The sequence below is a fragment of the Zoogloea sp. genome, assembly GCF_044344315.1.
GTDB lineage: Bacteria > Pseudomonadota > Gammaproteobacteria > Burkholderiales > Rhodocyclaceae > Zoogloea.
The window spans coordinates 1-19,596 of the sequence record NZ_JBIJDC010000090.1 but is presented as its reverse complement, the minus strand read 5'-3'; the positions used below and the strand labels follow the sequence as shown (position 1 = coordinate 19,596).

Here is a 19,596-nt window from a genome sequence, read left to right as displayed (position 1 = left end):
TATGTCCGCGGGCGACTCAAGCCGCCCCTACACCCCCACAAACTCCTGCAGACCCCTGCGAACCCCACCTCGCACATCGACCATGACCCAGCACTCTGCCCGCCCAGCCATCAACCGCCTGTTCCGCTTCCAGTGGGAGCCCGCCCAGCAGGCCCATGTGCTGCTCTACCCCGAGGGCATGGTCAAGCTCAACCAGAGCGCGGGGGAGATCCTCAAGCGCTGTGATGGCGCACGCACGGTGCCGCAGATCGTGGCCGACCTGGAGGCCGCCTTCAACGCCAGCGGCCTGGCCCCGGAAGTCGAGGCCTTCCTGGAGATGGCCGACGCCCAGAACTGGATCACCTGGAACACCGACTGATGGACATCCTGCTCGTTCCGCCTGCCGCCCTGCAGCGCCGTCCCGGCCCCCTGTGGCTGCTGGCCGAAGTCACCTACCGCTGCCCCCTGCACTGCGCCTTCTGCTACAACCCCGTGGACTTCGCCCAGGCCGGGCCGGAGCTGTCCACCGACGACTGGCTCAAGGTCATCCGCGAAGCCCGCGCTCTGGGCGCCGCCCAGTTCGGCCTCTCCGGCGGCGAGCCCCTGCTGCGGGACGACATCGAGATTCTCGTCCGCGAAGCCCGCAAGCTTGGCTTCTACACCAACCTCATCACCTCCGGCGTGGGCCTCACCGAAGCACGCCTCGCTGCCCTGAAGGACGCCGGCCTGGACCACATCCAGCTCTCCTTCCAGGACGCCACCCGCGAAGCCAACGACCTCATCACCAACACCCGCACCTTCGACCTCAAGCGCAAGGTGGCCGCCATGACCAAGGCCGCCGGCTACCCCACGGTGATCAACTGCGTGCTGCACCGGACCAACATCGACCACCTGGACCGCATCATCGAGATGGCCGCCGAGATCGGCGCCGAATACCTGGAACTGGCCAACACCCAGTACCACGGCTGGGCCTTCCTCAACCGGCAGGCCCTGATGCCCAGCGCCGCCCAGCTGGCCGAGGCCGAGGCCGTGACCGAACGCTGGAAGGCCCGGCTCGGCAAGAAGATGCGCATCCTCTTCGTTACCCCCGACTACCAGACGAAGAAACCCAAGAAGTGCATGAACGGCTGGGGCGAGGTCTTCCTCTCCGTCACCCCCGACGGCCTCGCCCTGCCCTGCCACACCGCCCGCATGCTGCCAGGGCTGGAGTTTCCCGATGTGCGCGATCACAGCATCGACTGGATCTGGCACGAATCGCCCCTCTTCAACCGCTTCCGCGGCACCGCCTGGCTGCCCGCAACCTGCCAGAGCTGCGAGGACAAGGATAAGGACCATGGCGGCTGCCGCTGCCAGGCCTTCATGCTCACCGGCGACCCCGGCGCCACCGACCCGGTGTGCCCAAAATCACCCGACCACGCCCTCATCGACACGGCCCTGGCCGAAGCGGAAAAATCCGGCAAGGAGCACCCACTGGTCTTCCGCGACCCAAAGAACTCCGCCCGGCTGGGCCGCGCCTTCTGACGAGCCCCGGGGCTGGAGAAGGCGTAAATGCAGGCATGTCGGCACCTGCTGCGGCACTCCGGAGGATCGATCCCGCCGTGCTAAGATCGCGCGCTGCAAGGCCCGATCCCATGATATCAAACCCATTCCGCGCTTCATTTCGTTCCTTACTCGCCGCCGCCCTGACGACCTGCGTCCTCGGAGCCTGCACGACTGCACCCGTTACCTCGACACCGGACGCCGGCACCGATGCGGCAGGCTCCAGCCGGGACGACGCATCGCCGGGCAGCACCACCCGCCCGCCCGCTCCCCGCCCAAAGGCCCCGCTGCGTAACGACAAAGCCCCAGTCAAGGTGGAAAAACCCGCCGCCAAGGGCCCCGAGATCATCGTCGAAGAAGCGCCTTCCGAGCCCCCCCTGGTCGGCCCGGCCTGGTTGTCCCAGTGCATCAACCGGCAAACGGAGGGGGGCGTGATCCGCTGCGATGCAGACCGCCTGCTCACCGAGCCATCCCCCCGCGTCAAGGTGTACACCCGCGAGCCCGGCGCCGCTGGCCGCACCCGCACCGGGCCGATCCAGCTGCGTAGCAACTTGCCCCGCAAGTTCCGCTTCTTCGTTGTTCCCTGAGCCCATCACCCACTGCGCGTCACCGCAACACGCCTGCAACATCGCGAAGCTCCAATAGCGTCCAACCCCGGCCATCCGGCCGCAAGGAGAACGCTATAGACACCACTGCGCCAGATGGCGAACTGCACATCAGCCCCCTGGACGCCACCGATTCGGCCGCGCGGGACGCGGCGGCCCGTATCCTGCTGACCGCCTTCGCCGACCCGGAGCGCTACGGCATGGCGCGCATCGTCGAACAACTGCAGGCCATGCCACCGCCCTTCTACCGGCGCTTCTTCATCTGCCGCCAACACGGAGAGGTCGTCGGGGTGGGCGGCATCAAGGCTGCCGATTGGGCCAGCGACACTCACATCCTCTACCTGTCGGCCGTCGCCGAGCACGCCCGCGGCCAAGGCATCGCCCGTACCCTCATCGCCGCCCGCATCGCCTGGGTGATGGAGAACTTCCCCAACGGCAGGCTGCTGGTGTCCACCGCCCGCAGCCGCCGCTTCGCCCGCCTCGGCTTCCGCCTGATGGGCAAGGGCGAAGCCGGCGGAAGGAGGCTGATGATGATGGAGTTCAAGACAAACTGAGCCACTTCCGAAGTCCTGTACATCTTGATTCCATGGCCCTGAGGGCTATTCTTCCGCGGAACGGAGCGCATTATTCCGGGCGAATCGAAAGCCATGACAAAAACAGGATTGGGGAGAAGCACAGTGGCCAGCAACGTAAAGATCCGGGTCATCGGCAAGAAAATCGAGAATGCATCCCTGTGGCTGACCACGCAGGGCAACACTGGCGAACTGTTCCCGGGTGTCCAGGCCTTCGGTATCGAACTCGCCACCGAATCGGCGCGGGGCAGCAGTCAAAGTGTGCTCAACGAGATCCCCGCCGGCGCCCTCGTCGAAGTCGAGGTCGAAGGCGATCTGCACTTCTGGACCACCGCCGACGACCTACGCGAACGCCTGGCCGACCCCGACAATCCCGATGCCCGCGGCGTCGACAGCGACGGCGCCTGGACCCTTCCCGCCAGCCTGGATCTACCCGATGCGCGGCGCGGCTTTTACGGCAAGCTGGCCCTCAAGGCGCTGCGCTGGCTCGACATCCATCCCGATGACGCACTACGCGACACCATTGTCGAGCGCGCCCAGAACCGGGCCGTTCCCACCGAAGGCCTGTTTCCGGTGGACGCCAATGGCAGCCTCGGCGCCAGCCTAGCCTCCCCCATCCCGGACGGAGGCCCGGTGCTGATCCTCCTTCACGGAACAGCCTCCAGCACCACAGGCAGCTTCTCCCGGCTCTGGACCGATCAGACCGACAAGTGGAAGGCCCTGCGCAAGCATTTTGGAGAGCGCATTTACGCACTGGAGCACTGGACGCTGACCCGCAGCCCCATCGAGAACGCCCTGCGCGTGGCGCGCCTGCTGCCGCAAAAGGGCAAGGTCAGCCTCCTGTCCCACTCGCGCGGAGGTTTGGTGGGCGAAATGCTGTGCCTTGACCCGGGCAGCTTCGACCTTAACGGCGCTCTCGCTGCCCTGGATGCCGAGAAAGCCAACAACGCCTCCGAAAGCCGGGCCATTGACAGCCAGAAGGCGGACCTCCGCGAGCTCCTGGATGAACTTTTCAAGCGCCCCGCACTGTCCATCGACCGCTTCGTGCGCGCTGCCTGCCCATCCCGCGGCACCAGCCTCGCCGGTGACAAGCTCGACAAGTTCAGCTCCCTGCTGGTGCTCGCTGCCATCGGCCTCGAGATGAAGGAGAGTGGCACGCGCAGCTTTGGCGGCCCGGTGGGCAAGCTGATCGGGATTGGCGTAGACACCCTCTGGGAGACCGTTGCCGCCGTACTGACCAGCCGCCGCCGGCCGGACGAACTGCCCGGCCTGCAGGCCATGATGCCCGGCTCGAGCCTGGTGAGCATCATCAACACGGCGCCGGCCCGGGGAGAACTCTTCGTCATCGCCGGCGACGCCGCCCCCGTCGAGGGCGACCGTCTGGCGGCCTTGCGCATCTGGCTCGCCGACCGCTTCTACGAGCGCGACCACGATCTGGTGGTGGATACCCGCTCGATGCTGGATGGCGCCCGGCGCACCAGCGCCGCCGAAGGTCCACGCTGCAAGGTCCAGTTCCGCAGCGGCGCCGACGTCAATCACTTCAGCTATTTCCGCAACGACGACAGCGCTGGCGCCATCGTCGCCGCCCTCACCCACGCCGCCGATGCCGACGACCGTTTCAAGGACTACTTGGGCGAATGGCCCCTTGCCGATGGCACCGGCGAACATGCCCGAGGCTGGTTCAGCCCGCGTAATCAGAAAGATCCCACCGGTCCAGACGTACGAGGCACCGTGATCCTCATCCCGGGCCTGTGCGGTTCCGAGCTCCTTGTGAACGAGGACGAAACCTGGGCCAAGCTCCTCGCCCTCGCGGGCGGCGCCTTTCGCAAGAAGCTGAATATCAAAAGCACCGTCACCGCCGGCGGGCCCCTCGCCGACACCTACGTGCCCCTCGCGAACACCCTGCGCCAACGAGGGTACAAGGTGACCATGCATGGTTACGACTGGCGCCAGTCCCTGAGCGAAGCGCTGCCAGAACTGGTGGAGGCCATCGACGCCGCACTTAAGGCGACCATCGATTCCCGCAAACCTGTGCACTTCGTCGCCCACTCCATGGGCGGCGTGCTCCTGCGGGCCGCCTTCGCCAGCGACAAGGACCTGTGGGCGCGCTGGAACAGCCACCCTGGCGACCCGCGAGTGCTGATGCTCGGCACACCCAACCAGGGCTCCCACGCCATCACCCTGCTCCTCACCGGGCGCGACACCTTCTTCCGCCAGCTCGCCCTCCTGGACGTCTGCCACTCCCAGGAAGAACTCCTCAAGACCGCCATCCATTTCCCCGGCGTAATGGAGCTACTGCCCTTTACCCCTGAGGGCGACGACAAGAACATTCGCGATCTCGTTACCTGGGAGGCTTTCCAGAAAGCGGACGGCGGAAGCAAGTGGCCGCTCCCCATCGCAGAGGTTCTGAGCAGTTCCCGCGACATCTGGCGCACCCTCGACGGCGATCCACTGCTTCTCAGCCCACGCCTTGTTTACGTGGCCGGCGTGGCCGAGCAGACCCCCGAGAAAGCGCTGATCGACGCAAAGGGGCGCTTTCAGCTCATGGCCACGCCCCAGGGCGACGGCCGCGTACCCTGGGCCACCGGTATCCCGGAGAGCTGCATGGCCGGAGAGCGTGTGTACTACGTACGCGCCGCCCATGGCGACCTGCCCAAGGCCAGCGACGCCTACGACGGCTACCTGGACCTTCTCGAGAAAGGGCGCAGCGACAAGCTCGCCACCCATCCTCCGATCTCCCGTGGCAGCAGCCAGTCTCGCGCCTGGCGCACCGAGGAGAGCGAGGCCGCCCTCTTCCCCAGTCGCGGCGAGCTCATCGCGGCGGCCACCGGCGGCACCCTGCGCTCAGCCCGCAAGGTCAGCCGCAGCAACTACCGCACCGAAGTACGCGTGCTCCACGGCGACCTGCTGTACGCCGAATCGGCGGTAATGGTCGGTCATACCTGGGGCGCCAACGCCCTGGAGTTCGCCGAAAAGCTCCTCGACCAGGCCCTTGGCGGGCGGATGCAAAAGCGCCTCGATGCCGGGCTTCATGCGGGCGCACTGGGTACGTTTTCGATCTATCGGAAGAACAGCAACAAAGGCTTCACCAAAGGCGCCATCGTCATCGGCATGGGGCGCATCGGCCAGCTCTCGGGTGGGCAACTGTCCCAGGCGGTATCCCGGGCGGTCGCCTCCTTTGCCATCGAGGAATTGGAAGCCCACCAGGCACAAGGTGCCGACGGCGCGAACAACGAGCCCTTGAGCCTGGGCGTCAGCACGCTGCTGATCGGAGCCGGAATTGGTGAGCTGACCCTGCAGGACTCCGTGGCGGCGATCATGCGCGGCCACCGGGACGCCCGCCTGCGCTTGCGGCAGGCCGGCCTGGCCAGCCGGGTCCGACTCGCGCGGCTGGACTTCATCGAAGTGCTCGAAGACAAGGCCATCCATGCCCTGCGCGCCGCCCGCGATACCGTGGACGTGGACACCGAGCTGGCCCGTTCCTTCTTCGTCGATGCCGCCATCCGGCCCCACCCGGGGCACCGCCGCCGGGCCGCCGCAACCGCCGAGGAAGGGCTGTGGCAGCGTATCGCCATCAGCACGATCGGCAACGACGACACCGGCGCGCCGCCACGCCTGATGTTCGATGCCTACGGCGAACTGGCCCGCGCCGAGCGCACCTACAACGCAATTCCCTTCAAGGACATCGAGCGCTTCACCGAAAGCCTTATCGGCAGCACCGTCGACCAGGAGCAGGTTGGCCGCGCCCTCTTTGAACTGCTGGTGCCCAACTGGCTGAAAGATCTCGCCCCGGACCGCCGCCGCACCCAGCTCGTCCTCGACAAAACCGCCGCCGCCTACCCCTGGGAACTGTTGCGCGACCGGGCCACCGATCACGAAAGTGACAGCGGCCAGCCGCTGTCCGTGCGCAGCGGCCTGATCCGCCAGCTCACCACTGGACAGTTCCGCCTGAACGTAAGGCGGGCGAACAACTTCAAGGCCCTGGTCGTGGGCGACCCGGAGCTGGGCGAATGGGCCAGGTTCCTGCGCCCGCTGGAAGGTGCCGTCAAGGAAGCCCGCGCCGTTGCCACCCAGCTCGAGGGCGCCGGCATTCCGCCCAGCCTGCACGTCCAGGACGAGGCCCGGCAGATCCTTCTCGATCTGTTCAGCGATGAATGGCGCATCCTGCATCTGTCCGGCCACGGCGTTTACGAGCAGAACATTCCGGCCACCGAAACCCTGCCGGCGATGAAAAAGGCGACCGGCATGGTGATAGGCGGCGGCGACCTGCTCACCCCCGCACACATCGAGCAGATGCGTGCCGTACCCGACTTCGTCTTCCTCAACTGCTGCAACCTGGGGCGCATCGAGGAAACAAGCACCGCCGATCTCGCCGGCCGGCCCGGCGCCGGTGTTCGCCCGGGCAGCCCCGGACTGGCCGCCAACCTGGCAACTCAACTCATCGAAGCGGGTGTGCGCTGCGTCATCGCAGCCGGCTGGGAAGTCCGTGACGACGCCGCCCAGCTCTTTGCCGAAACCTTCTACGACCGCTTCCTGGCCGGCGAGAGCTTCGGCGAATCGGTGCTTGCCGCCCGACGCACCACCTTCGAGCAGTACAGCAGTTCCAACACCTGGGGCGCCTACCAGTGCTACGGTGATCCCGGCTTCGTGCTTTCACACCCCCGCCAGGCTGCCGCAAAAAAACCCCGAGCGCCCCGCTACGACTACCTCTCAGCCACCGAGGTGCTTTACGAACTGGAGCGCCTCACCCTTCGGGCCGGCCTCTCCCGCGAGCTCGACAAGGACGCCGAGACCTCACCCGAGCGCCATTCCAAACCTCTCCTCGCCCTGTGCGAACGGCAGGGCTGGATCACCCGCGGCGACATCCTCGAAGGCTTCGGCCGCCTGTTTGCCGAGTACAGCTTTCATCACGAGGCCATCGACTTCTATCGCCGGGCCCTGTCAGCCCCCGACGGAAGCGCCTCCCGCAAGGCCGAGGAGCAACTCGCCAACATGCTCACCCGCAGGGCAAAGGTATTGGCTGACCAGGGCCAGCACGCGGCCGCAACGGACACCGTTTCGGGAAACGGGAACGGCGGATTTGATGAAGCCTTTACCCTCCTTGACCGGGCGACAGCCATCCTGGCTGTGAGCGACCCCGACCGGCAACCCAACGCCGAGCGGCTGAACCTGCAAGCTGCCGTCGAGAAGCGCCGCCTGCTCTGCCAGATCAAAGCCGGCGAGACCACTGGCGTGCAGCACACCCTGGAGGCCATGCTGCGCTTCAGCAGCCTGGCCACCGACAAGACCCGGGAGGAAGGCGGCGACGTTCGCTACCCGGCCCTCAACGCCGCCAACGCCTGCGCCCTCTGCCTGCTGGTCGGCGCTGCGCCCTCGCCCGAATCACTGAGCAACGTGAAGCACAACCTGCAAACGCTAAGGGACGCTGAAGCCAGCACGCCGGCCAAGGGCTTCTGGGGCAAGGCGGCACGTGCCGACCTGTTGCTGGCCGAAGGCCTGTTTGCGCTAGCCAGCAGCAACAGGGGCAAGAAAAAGCTCGACGAGGCCCGAGACGCCTATCAGCTACTCATGAGCGGTCAGGTTGCCCCGCGGGAGCGGGAGTCAGTCAGTTCAACCATCGACATCCTGCTGTTGGTCATCACCCACCTCTCCCCAGCCAGCGGCAAGGAAGAGGCCGCAGCCACCGCAAAAAGCGCCCTCGTCGACATCAAGGCTGCGCTGACACCCTGAACGCCAGCCCCGCCTGACAGTGTGACGGCCGCCTCCGGGCAGCCGTCACGGACCTGTATAATCGCGGACTTTTCCGCCTTACCGCACCGCACCATGTCCGCCACCCAGGAAATCGCCCGCCGTCGCACCTTTGCCATCATCTCCCACCCCGATGCGGGCAAGACCACGCTGACCGAAAAGCTCCTGTGGTTCGGCGGCGCCATCCAGGTGGCCGGCGAAATCCGTGCCCGCAAGGCCGCGCGCCATGCCACCTCCGACTGGATGGAACTGGAAAAGCAGCGCGGCATCTCGGTGACCTCGTCGGTGATGCAGTTCCCCTACCGCGAGTGCGTCATCAACCTGCTCGACACCCCGGGCCACGAAGACTTCTCCGAAGACACCTACCGCACCCTCACCGCCGTGGACTCGGCGGTCATGGTCATCGACTCGGTGAACGGCGTCGAAGCCCAGACCATCAAGCTCCTCGCCGTGTGCCGCCTGCGCGACACGCCCATCGTCACCTTCATCAACAAGCTCGACCGCGAGGGCCGCGAACCCATCGAGCTGCTCGACGAAATCGAATCGGTGCTGGGCATCCAGTGCGCCCCCATGACCTGGCCCATCGGCATGGGCAAGCGCTTCCGCGGCGTGTATCACCTCTACAACGACAGCATCCAGTTCTTCGACCCCCAGGCCGAAAAAGGCACCTCCGAGATCATCCAGGGCCTCGACAACCCGCGCCTGGATGAAGTCATCGGCGACCAGGCCGACGAGCTGCGCATGGACATCGAACTGGTGCGCGGCGCCTCCCACACCTTCGACCGGGAAGCCTACCTGGCCGGCAAGCAGTGCCCGGTGTTCTTCGGCTCGGCGGTCAACAACTTCGGAGTACAGAGCCTGCTCGACGCGGTGGTAGACCTCTCCCCCGCCCCCCTGGCCCGCCCCTCCAAGAGCCGCCAGGTGCAGCCCGACGAACCCAAGTTCTCCGGCTTCGTGTTCAAGATCCAGGCCAACATGGACCCGAAGCACCGTGACCGCATCGCCTTCATCCGCGTCTGCGCCGGCCGCTTCGAGCGCGGCGGCAAGCTCAAGCAGGTGAGCACCGGCAAGAGCCTGGCCATCAACAACGCCATCACCTTCATGGCGCAAGACCGCAACACCACCGACGAAGCCTTCGCCGGCGACATCATCGGCATCCCCAACCACGGCACCATCCACCTGGGCGACACCTTCACCGAAGGCGAAGACCTGCAATTCACCGGCATCCCCAGCTTCGCGCCGGAACACTTCCGCCGCGCCCAGATCAAGAACCCCCTGAAGATGAAGCAACTTCAGAAGGGCCTCGAACAGCTCGCCCAGGAAGGCGCCACCCAGCTCTTCCGCCCCACCACCACCAACGAACTCATCCTCGGCGCCGTCGGCACCCTGCAGTTCGACGTGGTCGCCCACCGGCTGGAGTTTGAATACGGCGTGGACGTGATGTTCGAATCCTGCAGCTACGTCACCGCCCGCTGGCTGCGCGGCTCCGACGCCGACCTGCGCACCCTCGCCGACAAATCCCCCGCCAATATGGCCTTCGACGGCAACGGCGACTACGTCTACCTCGCCCCCAACCGTGTGAACCTGCAGATGGCCCAGGAACGGTTTCCGGACATCAAGTTTCTGGAAACCCGCGAGATCTACTGAGCCCAAGACCCCCGGCGAATCGGGGGTTTTCTTTTGGCGGGGTCGAAGTCATTCGACCTCCCCGCACACTGCCCCGCCAAGCCCCAATCAGGCCCGGCGGGCGAATGCTCCCCCTACAACGCCCGCACGATCTGATGCCTTTGTAGGGGCGAATTCATTCGCCCACGCCCGCCCAGCTGCACCACACCAAAGCCCCCGCCAACACACTCACAACACCGCATCGAGCGGGCTCACCACCCCGCGCCCACCGCGATTGAGCACATGGGTGTAGATCATGGTGGTCTTCACGTCCGCATGCCCCAACAGCTCCTGCACCGTGCGGATGTCGTAGCCCGACTCCAGCAGATGGGTGGCGAATGAGTGACGAAACGTGTGCGGCGACACCATTTTGACGATGCCGGCGACTTCTGCCCCTTGCCATCGCGCACCAGAATCTCCCTCCGCGACACGTCCACATCCTTCACCCGAAAACGCAGGCATTCCAGAAGCCGCAGCCCACCGCCATACAGCAGCCGTGCGGGAAGGACGACCTCCGGATCATCCATCGCACCCAGCAGGGCCGACACTTCGGCGCGGGTCATCACCGAGGGCAAGCGCCTGGGTTTGCGTGGCCGCGCTCACGTTGCGCTCTACTGCCAGCACGCCCAGAAACGCCTCCACCTCCACCTTGCCCATGTCCCGCGGGTGCCGCTTGTCATGAAAGAAGATGTAGCGTTTAATCCATCCAACATAAGCCTGCTCAGTTCTCAGGCTGTAATGCTTGACCCTGATCCGCTCCCGAACCTGATCCAGCAAGCGGGGCGACGAGGGGGGAGCCGCAAGAAGGGTAGACGACATGATGACGCAAAACTCCTCGATTACTGTATTTATATACAGCAACTTAGCACATCTTCGCGGCTTATGCGACAGTCGTGTAAGACGCCAGAGGCGACATTTGTCGTCTACTTCACGTTAGGCCTATGTACGAAATCCATGCGTTTACGGCAACAGCAGTAGCAACTGCCGAGTGCAGCGGAGCATTTCTCCCGGGCGATCGTCATGCCCTACTTGCATTCCTCAGACAGGCAGAAGGTACTGAGCATGATTGGCCAACTGTGGAGGAGTGGATCAATCAAGCCGGATGGATCGACATTCGGTTCGAGCGGGGCGGCACAATTTTTCCGGAGAACCTGAGCGGCAAAGCCGATTACCTTATCAACGCATTTGAGAAAGCCATGCAACACGAGTTTGGATTCGTTGCCTACGATGAAGTGCTACCGCAAGACTCTGAGGCGTAAGCAATTTGCGCAATCAGCATCCCTCGTGGCTGGCCGTGCAGCGCCCAACCTACGTCGCCGGCCTAACTGGTCGTTGCACACGGACGACCATGCTTCGCATGGCCGTCGGTGAACTTTGGCGTTGGGCGTCTCAATGACTGGCTTCGTTTGCGCCACTTGCGGGCAATATCACAATGAGTTGCCAATGTGCTTCGGTGCTAGCGCTCCCGCACTTTGGCTTTCTCTGCCGGAGGCTGAGCGCAATTCTCGCGGCGAACTTACCTCCGACCAATGTGTATTGGATGACAAGCACTTCTTTGTCCTCGGTCGCATTCTTCTCCCGGTCATCGATGGTCCCGGCCCTTTCGTTTGGCTTGCGTGGGTCTCGCTGAGCGAAACGAATTTCCTTCGTGCATGCGAACTCTGGCATAGCGAAGGGCGCGAAACTGAGCCTCCATATTTCGGGTGGCTGCAAAGTGCGCTGCCCTATGAGCCCACCACTTTGAGTCTCAAGACCAGCGTCCAAACCATGCCTGCTGGCGAGCGCCCCAACATTGTCCTGGAGCCCTCCGATCACCCGCTGTCACTTGAACAACAGCATGGCATCACAATGGCTCGCGTTCAGCAAATTGCCGAGGCTTGTCTACATGGGTAGCACGACGCCCAACATCACAATCCACCGGACCTCCGGCAAGCTGCGCTTGCCTCCGTCCGGTGATTTTCAACGTTGGGCGTCAAAGCAGATCAAACCGCAATGAACTGGATCTCTAATCTCGTCGCCGAAGCCAACCGTGACTTGGTGTTCATGTGGCACATAACCTCTGGCCGTTTTTCTACCCCACCCGGAGTTGCGGCGCCATCGGAGAAAGAGATCGACGAAGCAATTTCAAGGCTAATTGAAATTGGGGCACGCGTTGGCTTCGGCGATCCCGATTTAGCGGAATTCACCATTCCACCGGAGATTCTCGTTAACGGCAAGCCTTGTGCATCAATCATTAGTGAGCTGCGCCACGCAAATCCTACGGAATACGAATTCCTGGTGTTTGCGGTTCGCAACCCTGCCGCCCAACCCTACGCTGCAGCAGACCACCTTCGGCGTCCGCTGAGCTAAGACGTTAGCGCTCAAGGAGAACCCATGTCCAACACGCAGTTCGCCTTTCTAAAGAAGTCACAGGTTCCGAGCGGCGCGGCGCTTCAAGCATCAATCGACGCGCTCGGCTTCGACTTGAAACTCGATCCCACTCTCAACCTTCTAGAAGACTCTGGCTTTTCGCCATGTGTATTGGCAGGAATCTCTGATGTCGGGTTCGAATTGTTCACAGAGCCAGCCAAGGACGTCATTGGCGACAACGACGAATTCCTAGAGACAATCGGGGATAGTGACTTGGCCGTAAGCATGATTTGGCGTGGCAGCATGAAGGACTGCGCATCCGTGCTAATCGTTAGTTGCGCGCTGGCAAAAGACTTCGGTGCGGTCATTTCATACGAAGGAGAACCTCCTGAGCCATTCGAAAATCTGCTGGAGGCTACACGTGAAGCCATCGCCGAAGCCAAGAATGAGCGCTAACAAATCGGTCAAGGCCGCTCCCTCCGGTCGCTTGACGCTGCGCGATAAAGCGCCGCGCAGCGCCCCTTACCTACAACGTTAGCCACATCGGATCGTACTTATGGCATACGACTTAGAAAATCGATTAGTTATTGGCGTCGCCTCTAGCGCGATGTTCGACCTATCAGCCTCCGATGCTGTCTTTAAGAGAGACGGAGAGGCTCTTTATCGTAAATTTCAGGAAAGAAACCTCAACAATCCTCTTCCAAAGGGAATCGCCTTTTCATTCATAAAAAGACTCCTGTCTCTCAACGATCTAAGCCCGAAAAGCGACGACCCTCTGGTTGAAGTCATACTTTTATCCAGAAACGATCCTGACACAGGCCTTCGAGTAATGAAGTCGATTGAGCATTACGGGATTGGAATGACAAGAGCCATATTTATGCAGGGGAAAGGTCCGTATGAATTTATTCCTGCACTCAACATCTCGCTGTTCTTATCTGGAAACAAAGATGATGTGGAGTCGGCTATTCGTCTCAACATGCCTGCTGGCCATGTAATGAACTCAGCCGTTGTTGATGATGATGAAGATGCAGGCTTGAGGATCGCTTTCGACTTTGATGGGGTGCTTGCTGATGATGAGTCAGAGAGCATTTATCAAGCTCACAAAGACGTAAATGAGTTCAAAGCTCATGAAGTCATGAATGCAATGCAACCCCACAATCCCGGCCCATTGCAGCAGTTCTTGGTTCGCGTTTCCTCGATTCAGTCCGTAGAGGAGGAAAGAAAGAGGAATCACCCCACATACAAGAACAGGCTTCGAGTATCAATCGTAACCGCCCGGGATGCTCCTGCTCATGAGCGAGCGATGAACACATTAAAGAGCTGGGGCGTTATGGCAAACGACGCCTTCTTCCTGGGCGGCATCGAGAAAAGAAAGGTTCTTGGGGTTTTACGCCCACACATATTTTTCGATGATCAGTCTGGTCATTTGGAGACAGCCTCCGAGGTAGTTCCGTCAGTCCATATTCCCTTTGGGATTACAAACAAGAAAGCCGAGAGTGCGGGCTAACCATTCCGTCGGGAGGGACCGCCCACAAGCTGTGCTTGTGGGTTCCCTTCGCGGCTTCGCCGCTACGGCGGCCCCTCACGTCAAAGGTTAGGTGGCCTGAATGTCTGTGCCTCTACAACTCATTCTTCTGCTCGCGGCGACACACGTAGGTGGTTTTGTCGCGGCAATGGGAAGCGGATTCTCTAACGCTGTCGAACCTGAGAGTTTCAGCACCGCCACAGAAGTGTTTTGGCTGGTAGTAGGCACACTTTTTTCCGCCCCCCTCTGGCTCCCTGCTGTTGTGCCAAATCGGTTCTCTGTCGCGCTCGCACTGTGTCGCAGAGTTGGTGCGGCACTTCTGTGCGTTCCCGCTTTCTTGTTCGGCTCCATCATCGTGCACAACGTCACTCGCAGTGCCTCGGGGCTTAGTGTTTCGTCATCCGCGCTTGTTCAAGGCACCGTTCTCTTAATCGCGTGCATCACTGGTGTCGCCATACTTCTGTGGCCTGACATCAAGGCCCGCGCTAAACCCGCCGCGCTCAACCTCGCTCCCTTCGGTCGCTGGACGCTGCGCGATAAAGCCGCGCAGCGCCGGTTAGCTCTACGTTAGGTTCCAATGAAGAGAGTGCTTCTCTGCTTAGTCGCCACGCTGTTAGGTGGTTGTGTCCTCATTCAGTTCACTACGCGCGTGTCGTTGGCCGGGAGCGAATCTAGGTGGCTCTTATACGTCGAAGAACCAACTTCCGCGATGGAGTTTTCGAAGCATGGTTTGTTCTATGGAAATATTCCAAATCGCTATATGATAGAAATGCCGGCGAGATCAGGATATTTCGAAAGTTCTAGGTTATCGGTATTAAAAAGCGTAAATGGTGCGTACGTGGAGAAGGTACCCTTAAGTGGCGGCTCGCTGGAAATTAAAAATTGCGTCGTCACCATTTCACTTAAGACAAATGCCGCGATGATGTCATTTAATGGACGGCATACACTACCCTCCTATGGGTGCAAAGCCTCTTGATACAGGCCGCTATGCGCATGAAACCTAACCTTTCAATCGACCTGACTGCCCAAAGCTGCGCTTTGGGTTCCCTTCGTTGCTGCGCAACTCCGGCAGCAGGTTATTTCCAACGTTAGACCTCACAACGCCCTATATGAACAACAACCGCTCTGTCTCAGCTGCAATCGGTGAATATCTCGTTCTTGGCGAACTGCTAAAAAGGAACATTGAGGCTTATCTCGCTCACGGTGAAACGCAAAAGGGATGGGACGTAGTAATCGTCACAAACGAGAGCACAAAGCGCGTTCAAGTCAAGACCATTGACTGGCCAAACCAGCTCGCGGTCAACGGAAACTTTGCGGGCGGGTTCGACTACTTGGTCGTTGTGCTACTTGATAGGTTAAACCCTCGAAGCCGATTCTTTGTGTTTGAGCACGGAGAACTTGATGTTCTTCTCTCCGCACCGAACGTGCTAAGGACAGGCGGCAAACGAACGCTGACAATGAGTCAGAAGTCCATGGACTCGCGCGTAAAGCAGCACGAAGACAACTGGAAAATTCTGCAACCGCCTCCCGCAGAGTCAAAACAAGAAGTCCTTCATGCAGGCTCAGAGAATGAGGTCTAACCCTTCCATCGAGAGGACGTCCCAAAGGCTGCGCACTTGTGCCGCCTCTCATGTCAAACGTTAGGCACAACTATGCGGCTCTATCCAATTTGCCTGCTCGTACTTCTACTATCAAGCTGCGGCGGTCCATTTCGCCCACCGAATTTTGAGAAAAGTGTTCAGCTTGCAAGCGAGGGTTCGCTTTGTGTAACCAGGCTTCAAGGCACTTGGCCAAATCTGCCACACAATCCAATTCAGTGGTTTGTCGGCGGAAGAACAAATCTCTTAGTTACAGTCCGCTCCCCGTCCAAGCAGGAAAGGTACACCACCGACCAAATCACTGTTTATTACACGTGGCCTAATTCCGCTCCTTATCAACTAAAAGAGCTGTCAGGCTACGTTGAGCACCAGGGTGAGTTATTCATTGTCGATCTATCTCAAAACTTAGATAAAACAACAAATAGACAACTTGAAATGAACGGTAAATATGTCGTCAAAAATCCAAACGGTTGTACCTAACCCTACGGTCAAGGCCGCTCCCTCCGGTCGCTGGACGCTGCGCGAAAAAGCGCCGCGCAGCGTCCTTTACCTGGAACGTTAGCCATCCTCCACATGTCGCTAGAAACTAGAGCCTTTTGCCATAGAGCCGTCGCCTATCTAAAGGTTGAAGAACCTCTGTCTGGACACCCAGTCATGGAGCTACCAGACTCTGAAAGCCCCGTCATTCGGGCGCTGGGTCATCGGTTGCTTGCAGCGTACTTGGTCGACGAAGGAGAGTCGTTCGCATACGTTCAGTATCGACATCTGACAGAAGCAGGCATGAGCATGGAAGAGTTGCATGCCATTGCCGTTCAGAATCTGGCTGCACTCGCGGAAGAGCGGGTCGAAGTAAGGCAATACGGAAATATCTACGCCGTCCTGATGGGTGGCAACTTTGAAGCAAGCCTTGTACTACTGGAGGAGTTTTGGTCAGAGTGGTACTCGCACCTTGCACCGAACGGGCACGTAGTCGCCTTTCCGGCCAGAGATGTTCTGGCGTTCGGAGATTCACTGACTGCAGAGGCAATCAACGAGCTAAATCAGGTCTGCCAGCGCGGCAGCAACGAAGTCGATCATCCTCTTACGAACACGCTTTACCGGCGGGAAGCGTCTTCCTGGTCGCCGCTGTATGGCTAACCCTTCAATCGAGAGGACATGCCTCGGCAAGCCGGGTCATGCCTCTCATGTCAAACGTTAGGAGCGAAGCTTGGGTATTGTCATTGCTCTCTTCTATTTGCCAGCACTTGTATTCATGTGCTGGCTATCTGGCTTCATCGCACAACGGCTGGTCGTTAAATCGCAAGAAACAAAGGTTCTGGCTCACTGGAAACATTACGTTTATTTCGTCTTCGGAACCGTGCTGGGTACCGCTGTGTGCGCGATTGCCGCCTATCTACTCAATGGCAACAACGAGTGGGAGATGTTATTTCAACGAATAGCAACTTCACTGTTAGCGCCACCAATATTGGGCACTTCAATTTCGCTGCTTTCACGCTCACTGGCCAAAACAGGCTCTGTTTATCTAAATCGGTTTGCACTGGGTATTTTTCAAAGTATTTGGCTTATTCCCGCGATAGGTCTTGCTTATTCCTCACAAGGGCTTTTCACCTCCGGAATTGCCTTCGCGTTTATTCCAGTAGTAGCCGCAGTCGTGTTCGCGGTGGCTGGTTTGGCCGCTCTGGCACTGAAACCAATTTTCCCGGTTGAGCGCTCTTAACATGGCGCTCAACCTCGCTCCTTTCAGTCGCTGGACGCTGCGCGATAAAGCCGCGCAGCGCCGGTGACTTCTACGTTAGGGCTTATCAGATGAACCTCATCCCACGAAGCCTTCTGTGGGTCGCAACAGGGCTCGCATGTTTGGCAGGCCAGTCAATCCAAAACGCTATTGCTTGCCCTCCATCACCTGGCCCGGCCAAGCCATGGGCAGAGGTTGTAAAAGGAGCATATCAATATGCAGAAAGCGTATTCATTGGCACGGCGGCCGAACTGCAAAAAATCCCATCTGACCGAGGTCCTAATCGTCTAGTCGATCAAATCCACTTTTCAGAGATGGAGGCACTTAAAGGAGAGCCAGGCACGGATAGTGTTGTTGAAACTGAAAACATTGACGGGCTACCTCGTGGTTGCGGCTTTAGCCTACGAGTCGGCATCCGTTATCTCATCATGGCTCGGGGTAAAAATCTTACGATGGCTTTGCCCATGGATGAATCCGGTAACGGCTATGACATTGCAGAAACCATCAAAATCATTCGCAATTTTTCGTCCAATGAGAAACCCAAGCCATAACAATCCGCTGCACCGGACTGTCGGCCAGCTTCGCTGCCCGCCAGCCATTGAGCTCTATCGTTAGGCGTCTCGAACACGCCCTCGCACATACCTCGTATGCCTATGGACTGCATCACCACTCAAGCCACTTCAGTCGCTACCGCGACGCTGGCAGCGCTAACCGCGATCTTTTCTGCCGCCACCGCATACCGCAGCTACAGGCTGACGCGCACCATTCACGAAGATGCAAAGTCGGACGAAAGACTAATCGTTGGCGCCATATCTCACCCCGAACTCAGAGAGCGCAGCCACGCCGAGGCGTTGATTCAGCTTCCCATTTTCAACAAATCAAAGCGCAAAGCGTATATCGACGGGTTGTCTGTTTACGATCGCGCCGCCAAGCCCATCGAAGTTACATGGTCACAAGAAATCGACGACCTCGGAAACGTGAAGCACGCATCTGAGCTTGTTGGCATCATTGACGCCGTCACAATCTTTATCCGGCGGAATGACGGTCAAGAAATTGGATACGCCCGCGTACTCCTTTCGCATTCATTCTCCGAGACCCGCTACGTAGTCATATTTGATTCGTCAGTCCAGTTCGTAAAAGCAGCCCATGAAACAGCGCGCAATTTCTGAGTCGACGGCGAACACTACGCAATTAGTGTTTTGTAGCGAAGACGTCAACCCGGATGATGTAACTCGCCTACTCGATCTCACCCCTACTCAATCGGTGAAGGTCAGCGATTCCGCCGAGTATGAGAATGGCCATCGATACATCTCGCATCTTGGCATATGGAAACTAGAGTTACTCAACGCGAATGTTGATCACACTATCGAAGAACAAATCGATCAGTGGATTGATCTGCTTTCACCCAGATCAGAGGCGCTCAGCCATCTCAAGGGATTAGGCTACCGCCCATATCTCGATTGCAAAGCGGCGTCTGGTTCGTTGTCGCTCTGCATTGAACCCGAGTTGCTGGTGCGGCTTGGCGAACTCAATATATCTCTTAGCGTTTGGCTTTATGAATAATCGTCTGTGCCATCAGGCGCCTAACCCTGCGGTCAACACAGACCTTGTGCGAAACGGACCTTGCGCGCAAGGCCGGTTACTTTCACGTTAGGCCGCAATTTCCCGTCTGAAGTCATGAAAGCCTCTATGCGACAAGGTAATACCAAAATTAGCCAAGTTCTGTGTGACGCCTGCGAAAGCGATGTTGTCATCAAAATGATCTTTGATAACATACGAAATATCGGGATCGCTGGCTTCGTTTTGGCGGCAAGCAAGTGGTACATCAAGCAGCCCCCTCAGAATTGGCTCTCGGTCGTAATGTCCTTAGTCTTGGCTGTTGTCGGGGTTTTCTTGCTATTCGCGAACCTTTGGCACTTCTCTCAAAAGCTGAGAGCCTTGCCATTCCCCCTGTTAGTTCGCAATATCTTGGCCACGGTCTATGGTCTCGTCTTTTCCGCACTGCTTATGTTCTTGGCAAGTCGTCCCTAGAGAAGGGGCAGTCGTTCACATGAAACTCAGACTTGCTGGCAACCTGAGCAAGCGGCCTAGCACCTTCTAAGGACATCCCCGTCAAGTACCGTTTCCCAATGACCGGCCGGCAGGCCGGTTTTCCGTAAGCGTCCAGCCAAGTCATCTTCTCAGTCGCTCGTAATCCCCTGACGATCATGTCCTCCAACACCATCTTCTGGAGGACACATGGACGCTTCAACAGTCAATCTTCCCACCGCCGGTCGGCGTC

19 protein-coding genes and 1 pseudogene are annotated in these 19,596 nt (G+C 59.8%); 17 read left to right on the top strand and 3 right to left on the bottom strand.

Features of this window, described 5'->3' with window-relative positions; all coding sequences use genetic code 11:
• Positions 1-82: 82 nt before the first annotated feature.
• From pqqD to ACIQ09_RS16790, 6 genes are all read left to right on the top strand, one after another.
• On the top strand, positions 83-358 hold the full coding sequence (gene pqqD, locus ACIQ09_RS16815) for a pyrroloquinoline quinone biosynthesis peptide chaperone PqqD (RefSeq protein ID WP_398312442.1): 276 nt from the start codon (positions 83-85) through the stop codon (positions 356-358).
• On the top strand, positions 358-1,500 hold the full coding sequence (gene pqqE / locus ACIQ09_RS16810; protein WP_398312439.1) for a pyrroloquinoline quinone biosynthesis protein PqqE: 1,143 nt from the start codon (positions 358-360) through the stop codon (positions 1,498-1,500). The genes pqqD and pqqE overlap by 1 nt, the downstream gene beginning before the upstream one ends.
• A 110-nt stretch (positions 1,501-1,610) precedes the next feature.
• The gene (locus ACIQ09_RS16805; protein WP_398312436.1) at positions 1,611-2,105 is read left to right on the top strand and encodes a hypothetical protein; all 495 of its coding nucleotides are present in this window, start codon (positions 1,611-1,613) and stop codon (positions 2,103-2,105) included.
• A 218-nt stretch (positions 2,106-2,323) separates the two neighbouring features.
• Complete coding sequence (locus ACIQ09_RS16800; RefSeq protein ID WP_398312433.1) at positions 2,324-2,677, top strand: GNAT family N-acetyltransferase; 354 nt, start codon at positions 2,324-2,326, stop codon at positions 2,675-2,677.
• Between the two features lie 123 nt (positions 2,678-2,800).
• Positions 2,801-8,425, top strand: coding sequence for a CHAT domain-containing protein (locus ACIQ09_RS16795; protein ID WP_398312431.1), 5,625 nt, complete (start codon positions 2,801-2,803; stop codon positions 8,423-8,425).
• A 93-nt stretch (positions 8,426-8,518) separates the two neighbouring features.
• Positions 8,519-10,090, top strand: coding sequence for a peptide chain release factor 3 (locus tag ACIQ09_RS16790; RefSeq protein WP_398312428.1), 1,572 nt, complete (start codon positions 8,519-8,521; stop codon positions 10,088-10,090).
• 207 nt (positions 10,091-10,297) lie between these two features.
• Here ACIQ09_RS16790 and ACIQ09_RS16785 read toward each other — a convergent pair whose 3' ends face one another.
• The 3 genes and pseudogenes from ACIQ09_RS16785 to ACIQ09_RS16775 form a co-directional block, all read right to left on the bottom strand.
• Entirely contained in the window at positions 10,298-10,486 is a 189-nt protein-coding gene (locus ACIQ09_RS16785) for a tyrosine-type recombinase/integrase (protein ID WP_398312445.1), read from the bottom strand.
• Positions 10,487-10,558: 72 nt separating this feature from the next.
• A pseudogene (locus tag ACIQ09_RS16780) lies at positions 10,559-10,635 on the bottom strand (hypothetical protein); the annotation flags it as partial.
• The gene (locus tag ACIQ09_RS16775) at positions 10,628-10,927 is read right to left on the bottom strand and encodes a phage integrase N-terminal SAM-like domain-containing protein (protein WP_398312425.1); all 300 of its coding nucleotides are present in this window, start codon (positions 10,925-10,927) and stop codon (positions 10,628-10,630) included. The gene ACIQ09_RS16775 and the pseudogene ACIQ09_RS16780, both read right to left, overlap by 8 nt.
• Positions 10,928-11,049: 122 nt before the next feature.
• Between ACIQ09_RS16775 and ACIQ09_RS16770 the strand changes: the two genes are divergently transcribed.
• The 11 genes from ACIQ09_RS16770 to ACIQ09_RS16720 all read left to right on the top strand — a co-directional run bounded on the left by ACIQ09_RS16770 (position 11,050) and on the right by ACIQ09_RS16720 (position 18,878).
• Positions 11,050-11,367 carry a hypothetical protein gene (locus tag ACIQ09_RS16770; protein ID WP_398312422.1) on the top strand — a complete coding sequence of 106 codons (318 nt, stop codon included), beginning with the start codon at positions 11,050-11,052 and terminating at the stop codon, positions 11,365-11,367.
• A gap of 133 nt (positions 11,368-11,500) precedes the next feature.
• Positions 11,501-12,001, top strand: a complete 501-nt coding sequence (locus ACIQ09_RS16765) for a DUF2199 domain-containing protein (protein ID WP_398312419.1) — start codon at positions 11,501-11,503, stop codon at positions 11,999-12,001.
• A gap of 99 nt (positions 12,002-12,100) precedes the next feature.
• Positions 12,101-12,457 carry a hypothetical protein gene (locus tag ACIQ09_RS16760; RefSeq protein WP_398312416.1) on the top strand — a complete coding sequence of 119 codons (357 nt, stop codon included), beginning with the start codon at positions 12,101-12,103 and terminating at the stop codon, positions 12,455-12,457.
• A gap of 24 nt (positions 12,458-12,481) precedes the next feature.
• On the top strand, positions 12,482-12,913 hold the full coding sequence (locus tag ACIQ09_RS16755; protein ID WP_398312413.1) for a hypothetical protein: 432 nt from the start codon (positions 12,482-12,484) through the stop codon (positions 12,911-12,913).
• 100 nt (positions 12,914-13,013) lie between these two features.
• The gene (locus ACIQ09_RS16750; protein ID WP_398312410.1) at positions 13,014-13,964 is read left to right on the top strand and encodes a 5'-nucleotidase; all 951 of its coding nucleotides are present in this window, start codon (positions 13,014-13,016) and stop codon (positions 13,962-13,964) included.
• A 1,127-nt stretch (positions 13,965-15,091) separates the two neighbouring features.
• Entirely contained in the window at positions 15,092-15,562 is a 471-nt protein-coding gene (locus tag ACIQ09_RS16745; protein ID WP_398312408.1) for a hypothetical protein, read from the top strand.
• A gap of 672 nt (positions 15,563-16,234) precedes the next feature.
• On the top strand, positions 16,235-16,717 hold the full coding sequence (locus ACIQ09_RS16740; protein WP_398312405.1) for a DUF1444 family protein: 483 nt from the start codon (positions 16,235-16,237) through the stop codon (positions 16,715-16,717).
• A gap of 70 nt (positions 16,718-16,787) precedes the next feature.
• Positions 16,788-17,297 carry a hypothetical protein gene (locus ACIQ09_RS16735; protein ID WP_398312402.1) on the top strand — a complete coding sequence of 170 codons (510 nt, stop codon included), beginning with the start codon at positions 16,788-16,790 and terminating at the stop codon, positions 17,295-17,297.
• An 89-nt stretch (positions 17,298-17,386) separates the two neighbouring features.
• Positions 17,387-17,866, top strand: a complete 480-nt coding sequence (locus ACIQ09_RS16730) for a hypothetical protein (RefSeq protein WP_398312399.1) — start codon at positions 17,387-17,389, stop codon at positions 17,864-17,866.
• Between the two features lie 102 nt (positions 17,867-17,968).
• Positions 17,969-18,484 (top strand): hypothetical protein, encoded by a 516-nt coding sequence (locus ACIQ09_RS16725; RefSeq protein ID WP_398312396.1) that lies wholly within the window; start codon positions 17,969-17,971, stop codon positions 18,482-18,484.
• Positions 18,462-18,878, top strand: coding sequence for a DUF4279 domain-containing protein (locus ACIQ09_RS16720; protein WP_398312393.1), 417 nt, complete (start codon positions 18,462-18,464; stop codon positions 18,876-18,878). The genes ACIQ09_RS16725 and ACIQ09_RS16720 overlap by 23 nt, the downstream gene beginning before the upstream one ends.
• Positions 18,879-19,596: the final 718 nt, after the last annotated feature.